Genomic DNA, 19136 nt, shown 5'->3' with positions numbered 1-19136 from the left:
CCCGGAGGTGCGCCATGCCTGACTTCAAGGCCTTCACCGCCCCCTCCCAGCCCTACCCCGACGTGATGTTCTTCAACGCCGGAGCCAGCCCTGCCCACCTGTTCGAAACCGCCCATCAGCGCCTGTCCGCCGTGCTGGACCTGTTGCAACTTGTGGAGCAGGCCGAGAACACGGATTTCGTGCAGCGCGAGGCGGCGCGGTTGTCCTTTGCGGTGGGTTTGCTGCTGGGGGATGCGCGATCGCTCTACGAGGCGGCCCATGAACGGGCAATGGAACTGGGCAGTTCGTTGGATGGGTCGGGCGGCATTCCGCGAACGTAGCGATACCCATCAGCAACACCTGCGGTCTGCTTGGCGAATGAATTCGCCCCTTCAGGTGGGTGTTTTTCCGGCACTGCCAGGACGGAGGAAGAGGTAGCGGAAACCCGCAGTTTAATAGGGTCTTTCCGGTTTTGCGGGGACTCCGTGGTCACCAGCATCGCAGCCGCTCGTCGGACCACTGATCACTTTTTGATCAAATTCTGAAAGTTGCGATTATTATGCGCCGGCAATCAGGTCGCGCCACGGCATTTGCATCGTCGGCGCGGCGCTCATTTTTCTTCAACCCCGGGACGATTCCGCATGCACAAGTTCATGTGCAGGAGACAGCTCGTTCCGAAAAAAGGCAACCGGTGAATCCAGGCCTGTGAAACAGGTGCCCTATCTCCCGATCAAGCCTTTTCGTTCGCGGCAAATGGCGAACGTCCAAACCCATTTGTTCAATGCCGCTGTTGCATCAGTACAGCCGCTTAAATTGCTAAGAAAGAGGTAAACCATGGAGTTTTTTCATCTCATTGCTTCCCTGCTCCAGCAGGACGCAACCATGGAGTTGACACGCATGGGTGTTGTCTACGCCCACCTTATCGCTTGCTGCGTGGCCATCGGCCTGGTCCTGACCAGCGATCTCGCCATGATCAAGCAACTGTTCCAGGGCGGCGATGCGACCGCCGCCGACAAGGAACACCTTCATGTTCTGAAGAAGACCGTACTGCTTTCTCTTGCGGCGCTCTGGGTGACCGGGATCGGCATCCTGCTGCTGGACTACTCGGTGAAGGGCGCGGTGTATTTCCTCAACCCCAAACTCCAGGCCAAGATTCTGGTCGTCGCACTCCTGACCCTCAACGGGTACGTGCTGCACAGCGTGGTAATGCCTGCGCTGGACAAGGCCGGCAACCTGCTCAAGCTTGAGACCAATACCCGTACCCTCGCGGTGTTCTCGGGCGTCGTTTCCGGAGTCTCCTGGTTCTATGGAGCCATGCTGGGAATTGCCCGCCCGCTGAGCTGGAAATACTCCCTGGGCGACATCATGTTCGCCTACCCGGTGCTCATCTGCCTCGGCTTCGCCGCAATGACCCTGCTGGTCAAATTTGCCTCCAGCCGGACTACAGCCCAGGCCCCTGCTCGAATGAACCCCGCGCTCGCCTCCTGGTAAGCGTGGGCGGGCAAGGAAGCCCGACCTGAATTACCCGACAGCCGCAGGTTGCCCATGGGCTCCTGCGGCTTTCCCTCCTGAGTCCTGCCGATTACCAGGCCCCATGGCCTCGCTTCCCTGCCGGGCAAGCAGAGCCGAGGTTTGCATTGACCGCACAACGCCCCCGACCCGGTTTGGTCGGCGGCGCTGTGCGGGTGGGGCGAGCCCCCTTACATTCCTGCCTCTGGTGGCTCCTCCGCACGCAAGGGCTCGACATTGACCGTGAAGTTCCGTTGCTGTCCCAGCTCTTCGATCTGATGGACGCCTATTCCGGAAACCGTACCGACCGTCCCGGCGGCAAAGGAGCCTTCATCCACGCCCCTGACCTTGAAATCACGCTTGGATTCGCAGTCACAATCCATCGCCCCTACGAACGGGCCGGGATTGAAGGTCCCATCCTGGTGAAAGTGCGCGAACCCCGGGTGTTCGTCCGCGACGAACTCGTTGTCGTCGTCGTCGAGTACCGGGCTGTCATCAAATGCCCGGCCCCTGATGCCTCTCAGCAATTGAAACTGGTTGTCCAGCGTCAGGTTCCAGGTGATGCGCAAGCCAAAACTGTCTGCGGCGGCTGCGGCTTCCTCCACGAACTGAATGGCGACGGGAGTCCGGTCGACGAACTTCAGCGTCAGACTGAGCGTGCCTTTGTTGCGTCCCTCACCGGGGTTGCCGGTAAAGACGCAGTTGCTGACCTGGGCATCGTCGAAGGTGATCGACCAGCCAGTATCCCTGGCGGCGTCCGCTAACTCGCAGACCCCGGCATGTGCCGGACTGGCATAAAACCCTACGCCCGCGATGCTGATCGCGAATGGAACTGAGTAGACCTTTAACCAATGAGTGAACATGGCTTGCCTCCTGTTTGAGGAGAGGGGCGAGGTGTTTTTTCTGGCTGTTCGCCGCGCATCGTGCGCCGCCCTTGCCCCGGCGTACCGAAAGACACCCTTGTGGATTCGGCTCTCATACTCCCTCGATACTCCCTCGATGGGGCGGCAAGGCGCTCATGCCATCCCCCCACTGGCGGGAGTCATTGCCCGCGATTGGCCGGCTAATAAATCAGTCTATGGGACGCAAAAGCGGCCTGCTGTGCACCTCTTGCAGTGGGCTGTGCATATTTTGCGGGCACGGATCGCGTCGATACTGCGAGGGGGTGATGCCGACACGCTGGCGAAAGGTCCGTGTGAAGTGCGAGACATTTGGCAGGCCGACGGCACAGGCCACTTCGGAAACCGTGACGTGAGGATTGATCAGTAGCTCCAGGGAGCGTTCGAGCCGATAGCGGCAGACGTATTCGCGAAAGGTCAGGCCGAAGGTGCGCTTGAATGCCCGGCTGAATTGGTAGATACCCATCCGGCAGAAAATTGCGACTTCCTGCAACCGCAGCGGCTCCGAATAGTGGCGCTCCACGTAAGACAAGGCGACCTCGGCCGCCTGCTGGGCAGCGTTGTGGGCACCGAAGCGGCTTTCCAGCGGGATGAGCGGCGCGGGCATTGCGTTTTCCCGCTGCGCTTGCCGCTGCGGTGGCAGCACCGACAGGAGCGGTTTGAGCCGATCGCAGAGCTCTTCGGCCGTGATCGGTTTTACCAGGTAGTCCCAGACCCTGGTGCGAAACGCCCAGACGGCCAGGGCTTCCGAGTGATGGAGGGTGAGCATCAGGATGGGCAGGGAGGGATAGGCCAGCTTGGTGGCGCGCATTGCCTTCAGGGCAGGCAGGTCGGGGTAGTCGTACTCGAAGCATGACAACAGCGGCGCGGTCTGGTCGATGCTCTGCGCTATGGCGGTCATCTCAACGACACGCTGGATGCGGAACTGCTCGCTCAAGTCACCTACGGGGCTGGGGTCCGCCCGGTTGGTGCGAAGATCGGCCCAGACGAGACATGGCAAACTCATCGCCTTGCCCCCGTTGTGCTTTGCTGTCGGGTCAGACAGTTTAGTGGATGGAACCCAAAAGATGGCTCCGCCGGTCGGCGGCTCAGTGGAACCTCCCGAACCCGCGATGCTGTTCATCCGCCAGCAGATCGAGACAGCCGATACCCACGCTGCTGGTGGGGCCTCGCCCAGTTCATCGGTTACGCAGTAGTCGGCAGGCGTGCAGCCTCGGTGCACCGGTTAGCCCGGCTTTTGGCGGCTTCGTCGCACAGCCACGCAATGACACTAGCAAAAAAAGCTTTTTAATCAATTAAATAGAAGTCCTAATCAGGCCAATTTACGATTCGCCAACACTTTGACTAAGCAAGGATGCCCCTCTAGTACTGGGTATTACCTCCAGGTAGCCGGGCGCATGAACGCAAGTTCACAACATGTGCCGATCGGATTAGGTGAGCTGTGGATCTGCCGGCATCTGCGCAGGGATTGGGCTAATCGCGGGCTGTGGTGCGAGGGGATTTCCCATGCTTGTGGGCAAAGGCCATTCGCACCATGACACCGCTCAGATGGAGTGGGCAGAGAAATGGTCGGCTCGACAGAGAGGTCAGCGGTTTCTTCGGTTCGCGCAATCCACGGCTTCATGGTCTCCCGGCGCATCGCCTGGCTGTTCACCTGCCTGCTGGCTACGCAGGTGGCTGCGGAGGAAGCCCCCCACGGCAACGACAAGTGGCTGGAGCCAGCGCGCTCCAGGTTGATGGAAAACAAGAACGGGCTGCCGTTCTTCCCCCATCGGGCCAACACACCGGATAACGCCCTGCTCCGCACCGGCGACTTCGACGATGCGCAAGTGTGTGGTGCCTGCCATACGGAGATCTATCGGCAGTGGCGCACCTCGATGATGGCCAATTCCTGGGAAGAGCCCATCTACCGAGCACTGCTCAGGCATGCCAGCGAGGCTACCGACGGGCGGGTGGACAACTTCTGCACCGGCTGCCACACGCCGATCGGCTTGACCACAGGGAAGATCAACTCGGAGGTGAACCGCGCATCCGTAGCGTTCACCGCCGAACACAACCCGATGCCCGGGGTGGACTGCGAGACCTGCCACAACATCAGCGCACGGACCGGGCTGGACAACGGTTCCTACGTGCTCAGCCCCAGGACCAATGGCAGGCCGACCAAGTTCGGCCCGCGCCGCGATGCGGTGTCGCCCTACCACGACACGGTGTACTCCGAACTGCACACCCGCTCGGACTTTTGCGCCACCTGCCACAACGTGACCCACCCGTTCAGCTCCGTGGCAGTGGAACGCACCTACGACGAGTGGCTGGAGAGCCCCTACAGCCTCAATGGCCAGACCTGCCAGAGCTGCCATATGCCAGGCTTTGCCGGCAAGGCGGCGATCATGGGACCGGACCGCGAGGATGTGGCGTCCCACTGGTTTAGCGGCGCCAATGCCGCGGTGCTGGACTACCTCGGACAGCCCGAAGCCGCACAACGTGCGCGGGAGTCGTTGCAGCGGGCGGCGCAGATCGGGTTCCAGCAGCTTCCGCAAAACGTGGCGCCCGGGCAAACGGCCGCCGTGCAGGTGAAGGTGGCCAATATCGGCGCCGGGCACAAACTGCCCACGGGGTTCCCGGAGGGACGCGAGGTGTGGATCGACTTCCGCGCGGTGGACGCGACGGGGCGCGAACTCTACCGCCTGGGGGCGATCAAGGAGGGTGCCACCGAACCGGGGACACGCAACTTCAAGGTCCATCTGGGCGACAAGGATGGCAAGGAGCTGGATATCGAAGTGTGGAACGCCACCCAGATCCTCTCGGACAACCGCATCCTGCCCATGGGCTATGACGTCCGCGAGTTCTCCTTCCAGGTGCCGGCGGATGCCGTGGGCCCAATCACCCTGACCGCCGACCTGAACTACTGGCCCTTCCCGCAGCGGCTCGTGGACTACCTGCTGGGCAAGGACCAACTGAAAGTGGAAATCACCCGGATGACGCAGGTGGTGGGGCAAATGAGCCTGTCGCCCATGCCCTCCGGAAGCGAGACCAGGGTAGCGAACCGTCCGGCTGGACGCTGACTCAGGGTTGCGTCGACCCGCTTGGGCGCGAGTCGATCCCGCGTCTGCAGCCAAGGAGCCGGACCGACGGTAGTCCCCGTGGCCTGCTCCGGCTCGGCGTCTGACCGGCTGCGGGGTCAGCAGCCTGAATGGATTCGCGTGCAGCCGGGGAATCCTTTATCAGGTCCCCGGTCAATTTCCGCCCTGCCCGCCCGCTTCGTCGCCGGTATCCGCTTCTGGCTCTGAACCCCTAACCATGAAAAGAACAATAAAAACCCTGGGCCTTGCTGTCCTGGTGGTCGCCGCCGGCATGAGCGGCGTGGCTTACACCGGCATGGCGGCCTGGGGCAAGAGCATGGGCGACGAGCACATCCGGGGCATGGTCGCCTTCCTCCGACGGCTACCGGAGCTGGGCTCAGACGACTATCGCCAGCGGGTCGCCGGCAGCGATGGGCATGAGCATGCGGAAGGACATGCCCATTAGTCCGTAGGCTGGGTCGGGCAGCGCACCGCTGGGCTCGGCAAAGCCCGACAGGCCAAGCACCTTCGTTGGGTTTCGCTTCGCTCTATGCCAACCTACGAACCAACCCCGTGGGAGCACTCTCGGGCCTCAGACCATTTCCAGCGGTCGCTTGCGCCGTGGCGGCGGGAAGCTATGGTCGATCAGGGCGAGGTCGTCGGCGCTGAGCCGGAGCTTGTGGGCTTCGGCGTTCTGCTTGAGGTGCAGTGGGCCCACCGCTTTGGGAATGACGATGACCCCTTCCTGGCGCAACGCCCAGGCCAGGGCTACCTGGGCGGGGCTGGCGTCATGGTGGCGGGCGATTTCCTGGAGGGTGGCGCTGCGCAACAGCTTGCCGCCCTGCCCCACTGGACAGTAAGCCATGAGCGGCATGCGCCGTTGCTGCTGGAACGGCAGCAGGTCGAACTCGATGCCACGCGCCTCGGGGTTGTACAGCACCTGGTTGGCGGCGCAACCGTCCGGCAGTTCATGGAGGTCATCCAGATCGAGATTGGAGACGCCCCAGCGGGCGATCTTGCCCTGGCTTCGCAAACGCTCCAGGGCCTCTACCGTTTCCTCCAACGGGTGTTCACCGCGCCAGTGCAGCAGGTAAAGGTCAAGGTGGTCGGTTCCCAGGCGCTTCAGGCTGCGCTCACAAGCAAGGGCGGTGCCGCTGCGGCTGGCGTTCCAGGGGTAAACCTTGCTGACCAGGAAGACCTGCTGGCGCAGGCCGGCGATGGCTTCCCCCACCACCTCCTCGGCACCGCCTTCGGCGTACATCTCGGCGGTATCGATCAGTTTCAGTCCCAGTTCCAGCCCCTGGCGCAATGCCGCGACTTCGCGCGCTCGCTCGTGGCGGTTCTCGCCCATGTGCCAGGTGCCCTGGCCAATGGCGGGCACGCGGGTGCCGTCGGGGAAGGTGATGCTTTGCATGGCGTGTTCCTCGGAAAGTCCGTTCAGTCGGGATTGCCGGCAGCTGGGCGCGATGTTCCGGCAATGGACCGTTCGGCTCAAGCCCAGGGATCGTAGGTGCCGATGCTCCACAGGTGGCCTTCCGGGTCGCGGCAGGTAAATCCGCGACCTCCGTACTCCTCATCCTTCAGTGGCAGAACGATGGTGGCACCGCCGGCCACCGCACGCGCATGCACGGCATCCGCGTCGGCCACTACCAGGTAGACGGCCTGGGTACCCAGGCCGCCGGTTTCATCGGGCTGACGCAGCAGGCGACCGTAGTCGTTGTTGCGCACCGAGCCGAGCATGACCATGCCGCCGCCGAGGTTGAGTTGGGCGTGGGCGATGCTGCCATCCGCCTCGGGCACCACCAGGTGCTCGACAAAGCCGAAGGTGTGGCAGAGCCAGGCGATGGCGGCAGGCGCATCGCGGTAACGCAGACAGGAAATGACACTGGAACCCGCCATGGCGATGACCTCCATCAAGAAACGGATGGGTTCAGCCTAGACGCCCTGCCGCCGCGCGCAGGGCCGATGGTCACCACAGCAACGGCGATCTCAGTGACGCACCCGCGCTGGGCAATGGCCGGTAGGGCTTCGAGAATGGCCCGGTCAGTGGCCAATTGCCTGTTTTCGATGCGACTTTCCCGCACCGCGCGTGTCCAACCCAGGGCGTTGGCGCGCCAGCTGCGGTCGAGTTGCTTCCGATTGTCGCCTGTCATTGAATCGCTCCTGTTTTGCGGCCACTCCACCATGCAGCCCGCCGACGACCTACTAAGATTGCAAGCAAGAGCGGTGACAGGCCAGGCCGGTGGACTATGGGTGCAATTTGGCAATCTGACGAAACCAGGAAAGAGGTACCCCACGGTCATCTCAATGACCCCGCCGTTCCCCCGAAAAAAACCCGCCGCAAGCATCGCCTCCTGTTCTGGAGCGTGTTGACACTGACACTCGGTATTGTCGGTGTCGCCGCCACCCACGAAATGCGCACCTCCAAGCTCCAGGCGCGGGAAATCAGCCGCTACGCCGCCACCCTGAACTACCGCCTGGGCGACGGGCCGAGCAACAGCATCCGCTACCCCGGCGACGGCCCCTTCGACCGCCGCCTTGGCTATGCCTTCCTGCCGCAGATGCTCGACCGTCTGGAAAAACGTGGCTACGCCATCCAGCAGCAGACCCGATTCTCCCCGGCGCTGGTCAACTACGCCGAGCACGGCCTCTTCCCGCCGTACCGGGAAAAGGTCCAGGCCGGCATCAGCATCTGCGACTGCCGTGGCCGCCCCTTCTACCAGTTCAGCTACCCGCAACAGCGCTACCCGGACTTCGCCAGCATTCCGCCGCTGCTGGTCAGCAGCCTGCTGTTCATCGAGAACCGCAAACTGCTGGACCGCAACGAACCGCTGGCCAACCCGGCGGTGGACTGGCCGCGCTTTTCCAAGGCAGCGCTGACCCAGGTCGGCAAGGCCATCGACCTGGATGGGCAGTCCGCCGGTGGCAGCACCCTGGCGACCCAGTTGGAGAAGTACCGCCACTCGCCGTTCGGGCGTACCGCTTCGGCCAGCGAGAAGATCCGCCAGATGGTTTCCGCCAGCGTGCGAGCCTACCAGGGCGGCCCGGAAACCCTGCCCGCACGCGAACGCATCGTCATGGACTACCTCAACAGCGTGCCGCTCTCGGCGGCGCCGGGGCACGGCGAAGTGCATGGCATCGCCGATGGCGTGCGGGTCTGGTACGGCGCCGATTTCAACACGCTCAACCGCACACTGGCCGACAAGAACAGTGGCCTGGCCGAACGCGGCCTGGCCATGCGCCAGGTGCTCTCACTGTTCATCGCTCAGCGCCGTCCTTCCTATTACCTGTCCAGTGCCCATGAAGAACTGAATACGCTGACCGACAGCCACATCCGGGTACTGGCCAGCGCCGGAATCATCGATCCGCCGCTGCGCGATGCCGCCCTCTCCGCCAAGCTGCGCTTCCGCAACTGGGTGGAAGAGCCAGCGCTTCAGGCCGTGGAATCCAACAAGGGCATCAGCGTCGCCCGCGGCCGCCTCTCCGGCATGCTGAAAATGCCGCTCTATGACCTCGACCGTCTCGACCTCACCGCCAACAGCACCCTGCATAGCGATTTGCAGAATGCGGTCACCGAGTACCTGCGGCACCTGGCGGACCCGGCGTTCGCCGAGCAGGTCGGGCTGTATGGCGAACGCCTGCTGTCGCCGGAAAAAACCCGCGAAGTGCGCTACAGCTTCACCCTCTTCGAGCGCACCCCGTCCGGCAACCGCGTGCGGGTGCAGACCGACAACACCGACCAGCCCTTCGACATCAACGAAGGCAGCAAACTGGAACTGGGCTCCACCGCCAAGTTGCGCGTGCTGGCGACCTACCTGGAAAACGTCGCCACCCTGCACCAGCGTTATGCCGGGCTGCCCGTCGCGGAGCTGCGCAAGGTGCCCGTGGACCCGCTGGACTTCATCAGCCGCTGGGCGATCGACTACCTGATCCAGACCAAGGACCGCGACCTCATGGCCATGCTCCAGGCCGCGATGGACCGCACCTACTCGGCCAGCCCTTACGAAAGCTTCTTCACCGGCGGCGGGCTGCACGCCTTCAACAACTTCCGCAAGGAAGACAACGGCCGCCGGCCGACCCTGCGCGATGCCCTGCGCGAATCGATCAACCTGCCCTTCGTGCGCCTGCTGCGCGATCTGGTGCGGCACGACATGTACCGCCCCGACGGCGGCAAGATGCAGCTGCTTTCCGACGACAAGGACCCGCGCCGCCAGGGTTACCTGGACCTGTTCGTCTCACGCGAGAGCCAGACCTACCTGCGCCGCTTCTGGAACAAGTACCAGGCCAAGGACGCGGACCAGCGCCTGTCCACCTTCCTCGACGGCCTCAACCCCTGGGGCGCGCGAATGGCCGCCATCCACCGCTACCTGCAACCCAAGGCCGACCTCGCCACCTTCGCCGCGTTCATGCGCGAGCGTGTACCCAAGGCCAACCCGCCGCTCACCGACAAACGTATCGAAGACCTTTACACCCGCTACGGGCCGGGCGCTTTCGACCTCAACGACCAGGGCTACGTGGCTCGCGTTCACCCGCTGGAACTCTGGTTGCTCGGCTACCTGCAACAGAACCCCAACGCCAGCTACCGCGAAGCGGTGGAAGCCAGCAGCGACGAGCGACGCGAGGTCTACGGCTGGCTGTTCAAATCCAAGCGCAAATACGCTCGCGACAAGCGCATCCGCATCATGCTGGAGGTGGAGGCCTTCCTCGACATCCACGAGCACTGGAAGTCCCTGGGCTACCCCTTCGACCACCTGGTGCCGTCTCTCGCCACCGCGCTGGGCAGCTCCGGGGATCGCCCGGCGGCCCTGGCCGAACTCATGGGCATCATCCTCAACGATGGCGTCCGCCAATCCACCCTGCGCATCGACCAACTGCACTTCGCCGCCGAAACGCCCTATGAGACCCTGGTGGGGCACCCGATGAGCGAAGGCAAGCGGGTAATGACCTCGGAAGTGGCCGCCACCCTGCGTGACTCGCTCTCGAAAGTCGTGGAAGGCGGCACCGCACGGCGCCTGCAAGGCAGCTTCACCCTGCCCGACGGCCAGCCCCTGGTGCTGGGCGGCAAGACCGGCACCGGCGACAACCGAATCCAGACCGTAACCCGCTACGGCGCCGTGAAGAGCTCCAAGGCGATGAACCGAACCGCCACCTTCGTTTTCTATCTGGGCCCGCGCCACTTCGGCACCCTCACCGCCTTCGTCGAAGGCAGCCAGGCCGACAAATTCAGCTTCACCTCCGCCCTGCCCGTGCAAGTCCTCAAAGGCATGGCCCCCATCCTCCAGCCCTACCTCGCACCGGGCCTGAACACCCAATGCCAGGACCTGGCGCCGGCGGTGCAAGTGAGCAGGCGTTAGTAGACCCTCACCCCGGGGGGGGGGGGGCGAATTCATTCGCGATCGGGCAGCAAGGCTAAACGCAGGTTGGTGCCAAGCGCAGCGCGGCCCAACATAGGCGCTCGACCGAAACCCCGATGCGTTGGGCTTCGCTTCGCTCCGCACCAACCTACCGGAGCCCCGCCACTCCCGCGACGATCAACCCCACCGACACCAGCTTGGCCGGCGTCAACGCCTCCCCCAGCAGGAGGAAGCCCAGCAACACCGTGCCCAATGTCCCGATGGCGGTCCAGATGGGGTAGGCGATGCTCACCGGCAGTACACGCATGGCAAGGGTCAGGAAATAGATCCCGGCCACTGCGGCCACCACCACCAGCAGGCTGGGCCCGGGCCGGGTGAAGCCCTCGGCGTACTTCATACCCATGGCGAAAAGCACCTCGAAGCACGCCGCAACCAGCAGGAATACCCAGGCCATGGCCATCTCCTCAGAAGGTTTCCGCCAAGTCCGCCAGGGTTCGCTCGGCGCGCTGGTAGGACTGCTCGAAGGCCTTGCCACCGAACTCATCGTTCTCCACCGCCACCACCGTTACGTCGGTGATGCCGATGTAGCCCAGCACCGTGCGCAGGTAAACGTCGGCGTGATTCATATGGGCATTCGCACCGCCGGGACCGTAGCCGTGGTCGCCACGGGTGGTGATGATCAGCGCCTTGCGGCCCAGCACCAGCGGCGTGTAGGGGTTGCCCTGCCTGTTCGGGTCGAAGTCAAAGGTACGGCGAATACGCACGATCTGGTCGACCCACGCCTTCACCCCGCTGGGTACGCCAAAGTTGTACATGGGCGCGGAAATCACCAGGCGGTCGGCGGAAAACAGCTCGTCCACCAGCAGGTCGCTGACCGTGAGATCGGCCTTCATCACTTCACTGCGGGCCTCCGGCTCGGGGTGGAAGGCTGCGGCGATCCAGCCCTCGGTGACCGCCGGAATGGCCACCCGCCCGACCTCGCGACGCAGAACCCGCCCCCTGTCCTGGCGAGCCTGCCAGGCCTCGAGGAATGACTCCTGCAGACGGCGGGAGTGGGAGCGCTCGCCACGGGGGCTGCCTTGCACAGAAAGAATCGTACTCATCTCAATCTCCTTGATGTTCGTGCTTCCAAAAGCACGCTGACCGCCTGAAACTCAGGGTCTAAGCTAGTCACAGCCTCCACCTCGGACAAATGAGCATTTGTTCATCAGGATGAATTCAATTCAGCCATAGAGTGACCCCATGTTCTCTAACCTGCCCCTGACCGCCCTGCGCACCTTCGAATCCGCCGCTCGCCTGGCCAGTTTCAAGGCGGCGGCCGAAGAGCTCGCGGTTACCCCCACCGCCGTATCCCACCAGATTCGCGGCCTGGAAAGCTGGCTCGGGGTTCCGCTGTTCGACCGCCTCCCCCGCAGCGTGCGCCTTACCGCCTGTGGCCAGCGCCTGTTCGGCAGCCTTCACGGTGCCCTGCTGGAAGTAACCCAGACCCTCGACCAACTCCGCCCACAACGCAGCAGCGGCAACCTGACCCTTTCCACCACCCCGGCCTTCGCCGCGCTCTGGCTGATCCCACGGCTCGGTCGCTTCTATGCCGAACACCCGGAGATCAACCTGCGCCTGGACACCCGCAATGCGCTGATCGACTTGCACCAGGACGCCAGCGTCGATTGCGTGATCCGTTATGGCATGGGCGCGTATCCCAACCTGCACAACCAGTGCCTGCTGGACGAATGTTTCGGCGTCTACGGGGCACCGGCACTGGTCGCCGGCCTGGGGCAGCGGATACCGACGCTGATCACCGTTCGCTGGCGCAACGTCGTGCTGTACGAACTGGGCTGGAAAGCCTGGTGCCAGGCAGCGGGCGAGGAACAATTACTGGAGCAGGCACCCCAGCGGGAGTACGACGAGGAACACTACGCCCTGCAGGCCGCCATCGCCGGCCAGGGTCTGGTACTGGCCAGCTCCATCCTGGTGTCGGAAAGCCTCGCCAGCGGCCTGCTGGTGCCCTACCGGCCGGAGATCCGCGTGACCGGCGCGGGCTATTCCACCCTTTGCGTACCGGGCCGGGAGCGGCATCCACCGGTAAAGGCGTTCTTCGACTGGCTGAGCCGGGAAGTGGGGTGAGCGGTACACATGATCCGGCCTCTCGTGGGAGCGAATTCATTCGCGAAAGGAGCGCAAAGCGGTCCCGGCGCCATCATGGCAGGGCGGCGCCCGGCAATCGCAAAGCGAACAAAATAACGAACACACGCCAGCCATCGCACTTTCCCGCGACAAGCTGCCACACCGATCTGTTTGCCTTCCGGTAGTACGAACGGCTAATATTGTGTTCATTATGTTGAACACATCGCTTCACCCCTTCCACTTCGCCCGCCTGGCCTCCCGTAAGCGCCACTGGACCGGCGACCTGTAGCCCCTCCCTTTTCCTCATTGCCGTGGAAGCATCGGGCACGCCCCGTAATTCCACGGCCAGGATTTTCTGCAATCACGTCATTTACCTCCGGGTGAAGGACTCTGCATGCCCAAGGGAGGGCACCATGCGTTCCTGGTTCTATCTGTTGGCCGCGATCCTCTTCGAAGTCGTCGGCACCACCTCGATGAAATTTGCTGCCGAACACGCCCCTGTGCTCGGCCACCTGTTGATGTACGGCCTGATCGGTCTCTCGTATTTCTTCCTCTCGCTGGCGATCAAGCGGGTTCCGGTGGGGGTTGCCTACGCCCTTTGGGAAGGCATCGGCATCGTGCTGATCACCGCAGTCAGCGTCACCTGGCTGGGCGAAAGCATCGGTCTCTACAAGGCCCTGGGCCTGACCGTGATGATCGCCGGCATCCTGCTGATCAAGTCCGGTACCCGTGCCGCACCCAAGGCCCGCGAGCTGGAGGTGCTGGTATGAACAACGTGACCTGGATTCACTTCGCCTGGCTCGGCGCGGCCATTGCGCTGGAAGTGCTGGCCAACGTGCTGCTGAAGTATTCCGACGGCTTCCGCCGTCGGCTGCTGGGGGCCGTCTCGATCCTCTGCATCCTCGCGGCTTTCACCGCCCTGGCGCAGGCAGTGCGCGGCATCGACCTGTCTCTGGCGTACGCCATCTGGGGCGGCTTCGGCATCCTCGCCACAGTGGCGGTGGGCTGGACGCTGTTCGGCCAGCGACTGGCCTGGAAGGGCTGGCTGGGGCTGGCGTTGCTGCTGGCGGGGATGGGGATGTTGAAGCTGGCCTAATGGCATAGAGCACGAGGCCGCAGCCCCGCTCGTTGGGTTTCGTTCCTCTACCCAACCTACGGTCCGCATAGCGATTGAAATCGCCCCCACAGCCCGGCCGCTAGAGCGCGCCGCTCAAAAATCGCAGGCAAAAAAATGGGCGACCATCTGGTCGCCCGCCCAATCATTCCGGGAGAGGAATGTCAGAAACGCTTGTGTCCGCATCACGCAAGATTCAGACAGGACCCTTTTTACGCGCCCTCCCTCCCCCGAACCATTCAACGATGGTCTAACTCTCCTCCTTCCCCAGCCCGTGCAGCTTCAGCTTGTTGGCGATGGTGGTATGGGAAACCCCAAGCCGCTTGCCCAGCAGGCGACTGCTCGGATGCTCGGCGTAAAGCCGCTCCAGCACGGCTTTTTCGAAGCGGCCGATGATCACGTCCAGCCCACCGTCCAGGGAGAAGTCCCCCAATGGCTGCGGCGCACCGTAGTCCGGCAGACGGATGTGTTCGGGGCGAACGGTGCCGCCATCGCACAGGGACACCGCCTGGAACAGCACGTTCTCCAACTGCCGCACATTGCCCGGCCAGTGGTAATGCCCAAGCTTGTCCAGCACCGGAGGCGCCAGCTTCGGCAAGCTGCAGCCGATCTGCCGGCTGGCCGAGTCGAGGAAGTGCTCCACCAGCGGCGGCAGTCCGTCCAGGCACTCGCGCAGTGGCGGGATGTGCAGCGACAGCACATTGAGGCGGTGGTAGAGGTCCTGGCGGAATTCGCCCTTGGCGCAGAGTTCGGACAGGTCGACCTGAGTGGCGCAGATGACCCGCACGTCGAGGTAGACCTCCTCATCACTGCCCACGCGACGGAAACAGCCGTCCTGCAGGAAACGCAGCAGCTTGGCCTGCAAGCGCGGACTCATCTCGCCGACGCCATCGAGGAACAGGGTGCCGCCGGCGGTGAGTTCCAGCAGGCCCAGCTTGCCTTCCGGGCGGGCGCCCTCGAAGGCGCCGGGGCCGTAACCGAACAGCTCGGTCTCAGCCATGGATTCCGGCAGGCCGGCGCAGTTCAGCGCCATGAACGGTGACTGGCCGCGCGGGCTGGCCAGGTGGCAGGCGCGGGCCAGCAGTTCCTTGCCGGTGCCGGTCTCGCCCTCGATCAGTAGCGGCGCATCCAGCGGCGCCATGCGCCGGGCTTCACGCACCACCGCAGCCATCACCCGGGAACTCTGGAAAATGCTGTCGAAGCCGCGCAGCTCGTGCTTGCGCACGTTATAGATACGCTCGCCCACGCGGTCGGCGCGGTGCAGCGTGAGCACGGCGCCCGCCAATGCTTCGCTCTCGTCATGCTCGGACTGCAGCGGCGCGATGTCGGCGAGGAAGGTGTCGCCCTTGACCTTGATGCGCAGGCCATTGATCCGCGCCTTATTGGCGCGTACCAACTCCGGCAGGTCGAAATCCTCGACATAACGCGCCAGCGGGATGCCCGGCACCTCGTCCACCCGCACGCCGAGCAGTTGGGCAGCCGCGCGGTTGGCAGCAACTATGGAGCCCCCCATATCGATGGACAGCACCGGAAAATCGAGCGCGCCCAGCAATGCGTTCAACTCCAGATGACGGCGCTCGCTGGGCATCAGGCCGACGCGCTTGACGCCGAACACGCCGGGAATGGCTTCCAGCTTCGGCCGCAGGGATTGCAGCTGCAAATTGATCAGGTTCGGGCAGAGCAGGTAAATGGCGTTGCCCTGGTCTCCGCCCACTTCGCCGCGATTGACGTTGATGCCGTAATCGACGAGCAGGTTGAGGATGTCGCGCAGGATTCCTACGCGGTTCTGGCAATGGACTTTGATACGCATCAGGCACCCCTGGGTCGCGCTTTTCCTTGGGTTGTGGACGAAAGAATCCGTTCTCGACCCTATTTTTCCGTCAAGAATATGTGACAAATCAGAATCTCGACAAGGCGGTATCTGGCCGCCCCGCCACATCCGTAACGTTTTCCTTACGCTTTCAGTGCTGTACAGATGCCTACACGGGCCCCGCCCCTGCTGCGTTGCAGCCCGGACTGCGCTATCGATAAAGCAACACAACAACGAAGCCCCATCTCCAGGAGGCCGAATGAAAGCGACGCAATACGTGGCCCGTGAACCCGATGCCAACGGTTTCATCCACTACCCGGAAACCGAGCATCAGGTGTGGAACACCCTGATCACCCGTCAGCTGAAGGTGATCGAGGGCCGCGCATGTCAGGAATACGTCGACGGTATCGAGCAGCTCGGTCTGCCCCATGACCGCATCCCGCAACTGGGCGAGATCAACAAGGTACTCGAAGCCACCACCGGCTGGCGCGTTGCCCGCGTACCGGCGCTGATCCCCTTCCAGACCTTCTTCGAACTGCTGGCCAGCCAGCAATTCCCGGTGGCCACCTTCATCCGCACCCCGGAAGAGCTGGACTACCTGCAAGAGCCGGACATCTTCCACGAGATATTTGGCCACTGTCCGCTGCTGACCAACCCCTGGTTCGCCGAGTTCACCCACACCTACGGCAAGCTCGGCCTCAAGGCCACCAAGGAAGAGCGCGTCTACCTCGCCCGCCTGTACTGGATGACCATCGAGTTCGGCCTGATGGACACCCCGCAGGGCCGGCGCATCTATGGCGGCGGCATCCTCTCCTCGCCGAAGGAGACCGTCTACGCTCTCTCGGGAGAGCCCGAGCATCAGGCCTTCGACCCGCTGGAATGCATGCGTACGCCGTACCGCATCGACATCCTGCAGCCGCTGTACTTCGTGCTGCCGGACCTCAAGCGCCTGTTCGACCTGGCCCACGAAGACATCATGGCGCTGGTGCACAAGGCCATGACCATGGGCCTGCATGCACCGAAATTCCCGCCGAAGCCGAAGGCGGCCTGACTTTCTTCGTAGGTTGGTGCAGAGCGGAGCGAAGCCCAACATTGCCGGCTTGCTGGCCCCGCTCGTTGGGCCTCGCAGGCTCGGCGCCAACCTACAGAACCCATTACCTGGAGAACCCTCATGACCGCCCTGTCCCAAGCCCACTGCGAAGCCTGCCGTGCCGATGCCCCGATGGTGTCCGACGAAGAACTGGCCGTGCTGATCAAGCAGATCCCCGACTGGAACATCGAAGTCCGCGACGGCGTGATGCAGCTGGAGAAGGAATTCCGCTTCAAGAACTTCCGCTATGCCCTGGCCTTCACCAATGCCGTCGGCGCGATTGCCGAGGAAGAAGGCCATCACCCTGCCCTGCTCACCGAATGGGGCAAGGTCACCGTGACCTGGTGGAGCCACGAGGCCAAGGGCCTGCACCGCAACGACTTCATCATGTCCGCCCGTACCGACCAGGTGGCGGAGACCGCCGAGGGCCGTAAATGAGCCATTTCGCCAAGGTGGGCCGAGTGCCCGGCGACCCCATCCTCGGGTTGATGGACGCCTACCGCCTGGACCCCAACCCGGCCAAGCTCGACTTGGGCGTGGGCGTGTACAAGGACGCAAAAGGCCTGACACCGATTCCCCGTGCGGTGAAGCTGGCCGAGCAGCGCCTGGTGGACATCGAAACCACCAAGACCTATGTCGGCGGCCACGGTGATGCGGCCTTCGGCCAACTGCTGCTGGACCTGGTACTGGGCACCGGCAATGCCCTGGCAGCGGCCGGCCGCGCTGGCGCTACCCAGACACCAGGCGGCACCGGCGCCCTGCGTCTGGCGGCGGAGTTTATCGCCCGCAACCTGCCCGGCCGCGGCGTGTGTCTGAGCGATCCGACCTGGCCGATCCACGAAACCATCTTCGCTGGCGCCGGCATCGAGGTCAGCCACTATCCCTACGTGGATGCGGCCAACCGCCTGGATGTAAACGCCATGCTTGCCGCCCTGGAACAGGTGCCCAGCGGCGACGTGGTGCTGCTGCACGCCTGCTGCCACAACCCCACCGGTTTCGACCTTTCCCAGGACGACTGGCGCAAGGTGCTGGAGGTGGTCAAGGCGCGCGAACTGCTGCCACTGATCGACTTCGCCTACCAGGGCTTCGGTGATGGCCTGGAACAGGATGCCTGGGCTGTGCGCCTGTTCGCCGAGGCCCTGCCGGAACTGCTGGTCACCAGCTCCTGCTCGAAGAACTTCGGCCTCTACCGCGAACGCACCGGCGCCCTGATCGTCTGCGCCGCCGATGCGGAGAAGCTGACCGATGTGCGCAGCCAGCTGGCCTTCCTCGCCCGTAACCTCTGGTCCACCCCGCCCGCCCATGGCGCCGCAGTGGTCGCCACCATCCTCGGTGACGCCGCCCTCAAGACCCAGTGGGTGTCGGAACTGGAAGGCATGCGTTCACGCGTCGCCGACCTGCGTCGCGGCCTGGTGGAAGCCCTGCAGCCTCATGGCCTTGCCGAGCGCTTCGCCCACATCGGCGAACAACGCGGCATGTTCTCCTACACCGGACTCTCGCCAGAGCAGGTGGCACGACTGCGCGCGGAATTCAGCGTGTACATGGTGAGCACCGGGCGCGCCAACATCGCCGGGCTGGACTTCAGCCGCATCGGCGACTTGGCCAAGGCGATTGCCAAGGTGTGCTGAAAGGCCTCCCAAGGGTGGACATCGCTTTTCATGTCCACCAGACGGTGCCAAGTCTGGCACCGAAAGGTGGATAGAAGCGCGCGATCCACCCTTGGGACCACAACCGATTCAATAATCCACCTTCCCCCTCCCCGCCTTGATCGCTCCGCGCTTGGCCTTGCCTTCCAGCCGCCGCTTCTTCGAACCCAGGGTGGGCTTGGTCGGCCGTCGCGCCTTCTGTACTTTCGTCACGCTGCGGATCAGTTCCGCCAGGCGCTCCAAGGCGTCGGCGCGGTTCTGTTCCTGGGTGCGGTACTGCTGGGCCTTGATGACGATTACGCCTTCGCTGGTGATGCGGCTGTCGCGCAGTTCCAGCAGGCGTCCCTTGTAGAACTCCGGCAGGGAGGAGGCATTGATATCGAAGCGCAGGTGTACTGCGCTGGACACTTTGTTGACGTTCTGCCCGCCGGCACCCTGGGCGCGGATGGCGGACAGTTCGATCTCGTCTTCGGGCAGGTGGACGCTGTTGGGGATCAGCAGCATGGGACAAACAACCGGGATGCAGGAATTCAAAGCATACGTAGGGTGCGC

The 19136-nt window shown here is 63.6% G+C and carries 20 protein-coding genes; 11 read left to right on the top strand and 9 right to left on the bottom strand.

The window, feature by feature from the left end:
* Positions 1–14: 14 nt before the first annotated feature.
* Positions 15–320 (top strand): hypothetical protein, encoded by a 306-nt coding sequence (locus tag THL1_RS08430; protein WP_069082846.1) that lies wholly within the window; start codon positions 15–17, stop codon positions 318–320.
* 493 nt (positions 321–813) lie between these two features.
* The gene (locus THL1_RS08425; protein ID WP_069082845.1) at positions 814–1470 is read left to right on the top strand and encodes a hypothetical protein; all 657 of its coding nucleotides are present in this window, start codon (positions 814–816) and stop codon (positions 1468–1470) included.
* Positions 1471–1679: 209 nt separating this feature from the next.
* On the opposite strand, the gene THL1_RS08420 is transcribed toward THL1_RS08425, so the two are convergent.
* Together THL1_RS08420 and THL1_RS08415 are read right to left on the bottom strand one after the other, a co-directional pair.
* The gene (locus tag THL1_RS08420) at positions 1680–2351 is read right to left on the bottom strand and encodes a hypothetical protein (protein WP_069082844.1); all 672 of its coding nucleotides are present in this window, start codon (positions 2349–2351) and stop codon (positions 1680–1682) included.
* A 208-nt stretch (positions 2352–2559) separates the two neighbouring features.
* On the bottom strand, positions 2560–3510 hold the full coding sequence (locus tag THL1_RS08415; protein ID WP_083245849.1) for a helix-turn-helix transcriptional regulator: 951 nt from the start codon (positions 3508–3510) through the stop codon (positions 2560–2562).
* Positions 3511–4009: 499 nt separating this feature from the next.
* Between THL1_RS08415 and THL1_RS08410 the strand changes: the two genes are divergently transcribed.
* Both THL1_RS08410 and THL1_RS08405 read left to right on the top strand, forming a co-directional pair.
* Positions 4010–5449: a multiheme c-type cytochrome gene (locus tag THL1_RS08410; protein WP_069082842.1), complete on the top strand. Its 1440-nt coding sequence runs from the start codon at positions 4010–4012 to the stop codon at positions 5447–5449.
* 235 nt (positions 5450–5684) lie between these two features.
* Positions 5685–5912: a hypothetical protein gene (locus THL1_RS08405; protein ID WP_069082841.1), complete on the top strand. Its 228-nt coding sequence runs from the start codon at positions 5685–5687 to the stop codon at positions 5910–5912.
* Between the two features lie 126 nt (positions 5913–6038).
* On the opposite strand, the gene THL1_RS08400 is transcribed toward THL1_RS08405, so the two are convergent.
* From THL1_RS08400 to THL1_RS30285, 3 genes are all read right to left on the bottom strand, one after another.
* Positions 6039–6860: an aldo/keto reductase gene (locus tag THL1_RS08400; protein WP_069082840.1), complete on the bottom strand. Its 822-nt coding sequence runs from the start codon at positions 6858–6860 to the stop codon at positions 6039–6041.
* A gap of 77 nt (positions 6861–6937) precedes the next feature.
* Positions 6938–7345, bottom strand: a complete 408-nt coding sequence (locus THL1_RS08395) for a VOC family protein (RefSeq protein ID WP_083246049.1) — start codon at positions 7343–7345, stop codon at positions 6938–6940.
* A gap of 14 nt (positions 7346–7359) precedes the next feature.
* On the bottom strand, positions 7360–7599 hold the full coding sequence (locus THL1_RS30285; RefSeq protein ID WP_069082838.1) for a hypothetical protein: 240 nt from the start codon (positions 7597–7599) through the stop codon (positions 7360–7362).
* Between the two features lie 96 nt (positions 7600–7695).
* Between THL1_RS30285 and THL1_RS08385 the strand changes: the two genes are divergently transcribed.
* Complete coding sequence (locus THL1_RS08385; RefSeq protein WP_083245847.1) at positions 7696–10800, top strand: transglycosylase domain-containing protein; 3105 nt, start codon at positions 7696–7698, stop codon at positions 10798–10800.
* A 148-nt stretch (positions 10801–10948) separates the two neighbouring features.
* On the opposite strand, the gene THL1_RS08380 is transcribed toward THL1_RS08385, so the two are convergent.
* Both THL1_RS08380 and THL1_RS08375 read right to left on the bottom strand, forming a co-directional pair.
* Positions 10949–11254, bottom strand: a complete 306-nt coding sequence (locus tag THL1_RS08380) for a DMT family transporter (protein ID WP_069082837.1) — start codon at positions 11252–11254, stop codon at positions 10949–10951.
* A 10-nt stretch (positions 11255–11264) separates the two neighbouring features.
* A complete protein-coding gene (locus THL1_RS08375) occupies positions 11265–11903 on the bottom strand; it encodes an FMN-dependent NADH-azoreductase (protein ID WP_069082836.1) in 639 nt (212 codons plus the stop codon).
* Positions 11904–12042: 139 nt separating this feature from the next.
* Between THL1_RS08375 and THL1_RS08370 the strand changes: the two genes are divergently transcribed.
* The 3 genes from THL1_RS08370 to mdtI all read left to right on the top strand — a co-directional run bounded on the left by THL1_RS08370 (position 12043) and on the right by mdtI (position 14020).
* On the top strand, positions 12043–12924 hold the full coding sequence (locus THL1_RS08370) for a LysR substrate-binding domain-containing protein (RefSeq protein WP_069082835.1): 882 nt from the start codon (positions 12043–12045) through the stop codon (positions 12922–12924).
* Positions 12925–13337: 413 nt separating this feature from the next.
* Positions 13338–13694 carry a multidrug/spermidine efflux SMR transporter subunit MdtJ gene (locus tag THL1_RS08365; protein WP_069082834.1) on the top strand — a complete coding sequence of 119 codons (357 nt, stop codon included), beginning with the start codon at positions 13338–13340 and terminating at the stop codon, positions 13692–13694.
* The gene (mdtI, locus tag THL1_RS08360) at positions 13691–14020 is read left to right on the top strand and encodes a multidrug/spermidine efflux SMR transporter subunit MdtI (protein WP_069082833.1); all 330 of its coding nucleotides are present in this window, start codon (positions 13691–13693) and stop codon (positions 14018–14020) included. Before THL1_RS08365 ends, mdtI begins: the two co-directional genes overlap by 4 nt.
* Positions 14021–14288: 268 nt before the next feature.
* Here the strand turns inward: mdtI and THL1_RS08355 are convergent, their stop codons facing one another.
* The gene (locus THL1_RS08355) at positions 14289–15848 is read right to left on the bottom strand and encodes a sigma-54-dependent transcriptional regulator (RefSeq protein ID WP_069082832.1); all 1560 of its coding nucleotides are present in this window, start codon (positions 15846–15848) and stop codon (positions 14289–14291) included.
* Positions 15849–16107: 259 nt separating this feature from the next.
* Here THL1_RS08355 and phhA point away from each other — a divergent pair, with 259 nt between their 5' ends.
* The 3 genes from phhA to THL1_RS08340 all read left to right on the top strand — a co-directional run bounded on the left by phhA (position 16108) and on the right by THL1_RS08340 (position 18566).
* On the top strand, positions 16108–16899 hold the full coding sequence (gene phhA, locus THL1_RS08350) for a phenylalanine 4-monooxygenase (RefSeq protein WP_069082831.1): 792 nt from the start codon (positions 16108–16110) through the stop codon (positions 16897–16899).
* Positions 16900–17019: 120 nt separating this feature from the next.
* Positions 17020–17376, top strand: coding sequence for a 4a-hydroxytetrahydrobiopterin dehydratase (locus THL1_RS08345; RefSeq protein ID WP_069082830.1), 357 nt, complete (start codon positions 17020–17022; stop codon positions 17374–17376).
* Entirely contained in the window at positions 17373–18566 is a 1194-nt protein-coding gene (locus THL1_RS08340; RefSeq protein WP_069082829.1) for an amino acid aminotransferase, read from the top strand. Before THL1_RS08345 ends, THL1_RS08340 begins: the two co-directional genes overlap by 4 nt.
* Before the next feature lie 108 nt (positions 18567–18674).
* On the opposite strand, the gene arfB is transcribed toward THL1_RS08340, so the two are convergent.
* Positions 18675–19088 (bottom strand): alternative ribosome rescue aminoacyl-tRNA hydrolase ArfB, encoded by a 414-nt coding sequence (arfB, locus tag THL1_RS08335; protein WP_069082828.1) that lies wholly within the window; start codon positions 19086–19088, stop codon positions 18675–18677.
* Positions 19089–19136: the final 48 nt, after the last annotated feature.

The sequence above is a fragment of the Pseudomonas sp. TCU-HL1 genome (assembly GCF_001708505.1).
GTDB lineage: Bacteria > Pseudomonadota > Gammaproteobacteria > Pseudomonadales > Pseudomonadaceae > Metapseudomonas.
Note: the sequence above shows the minus strand (reverse complement) of the source record. Positions and strands in the feature narration are given on the sequence as shown.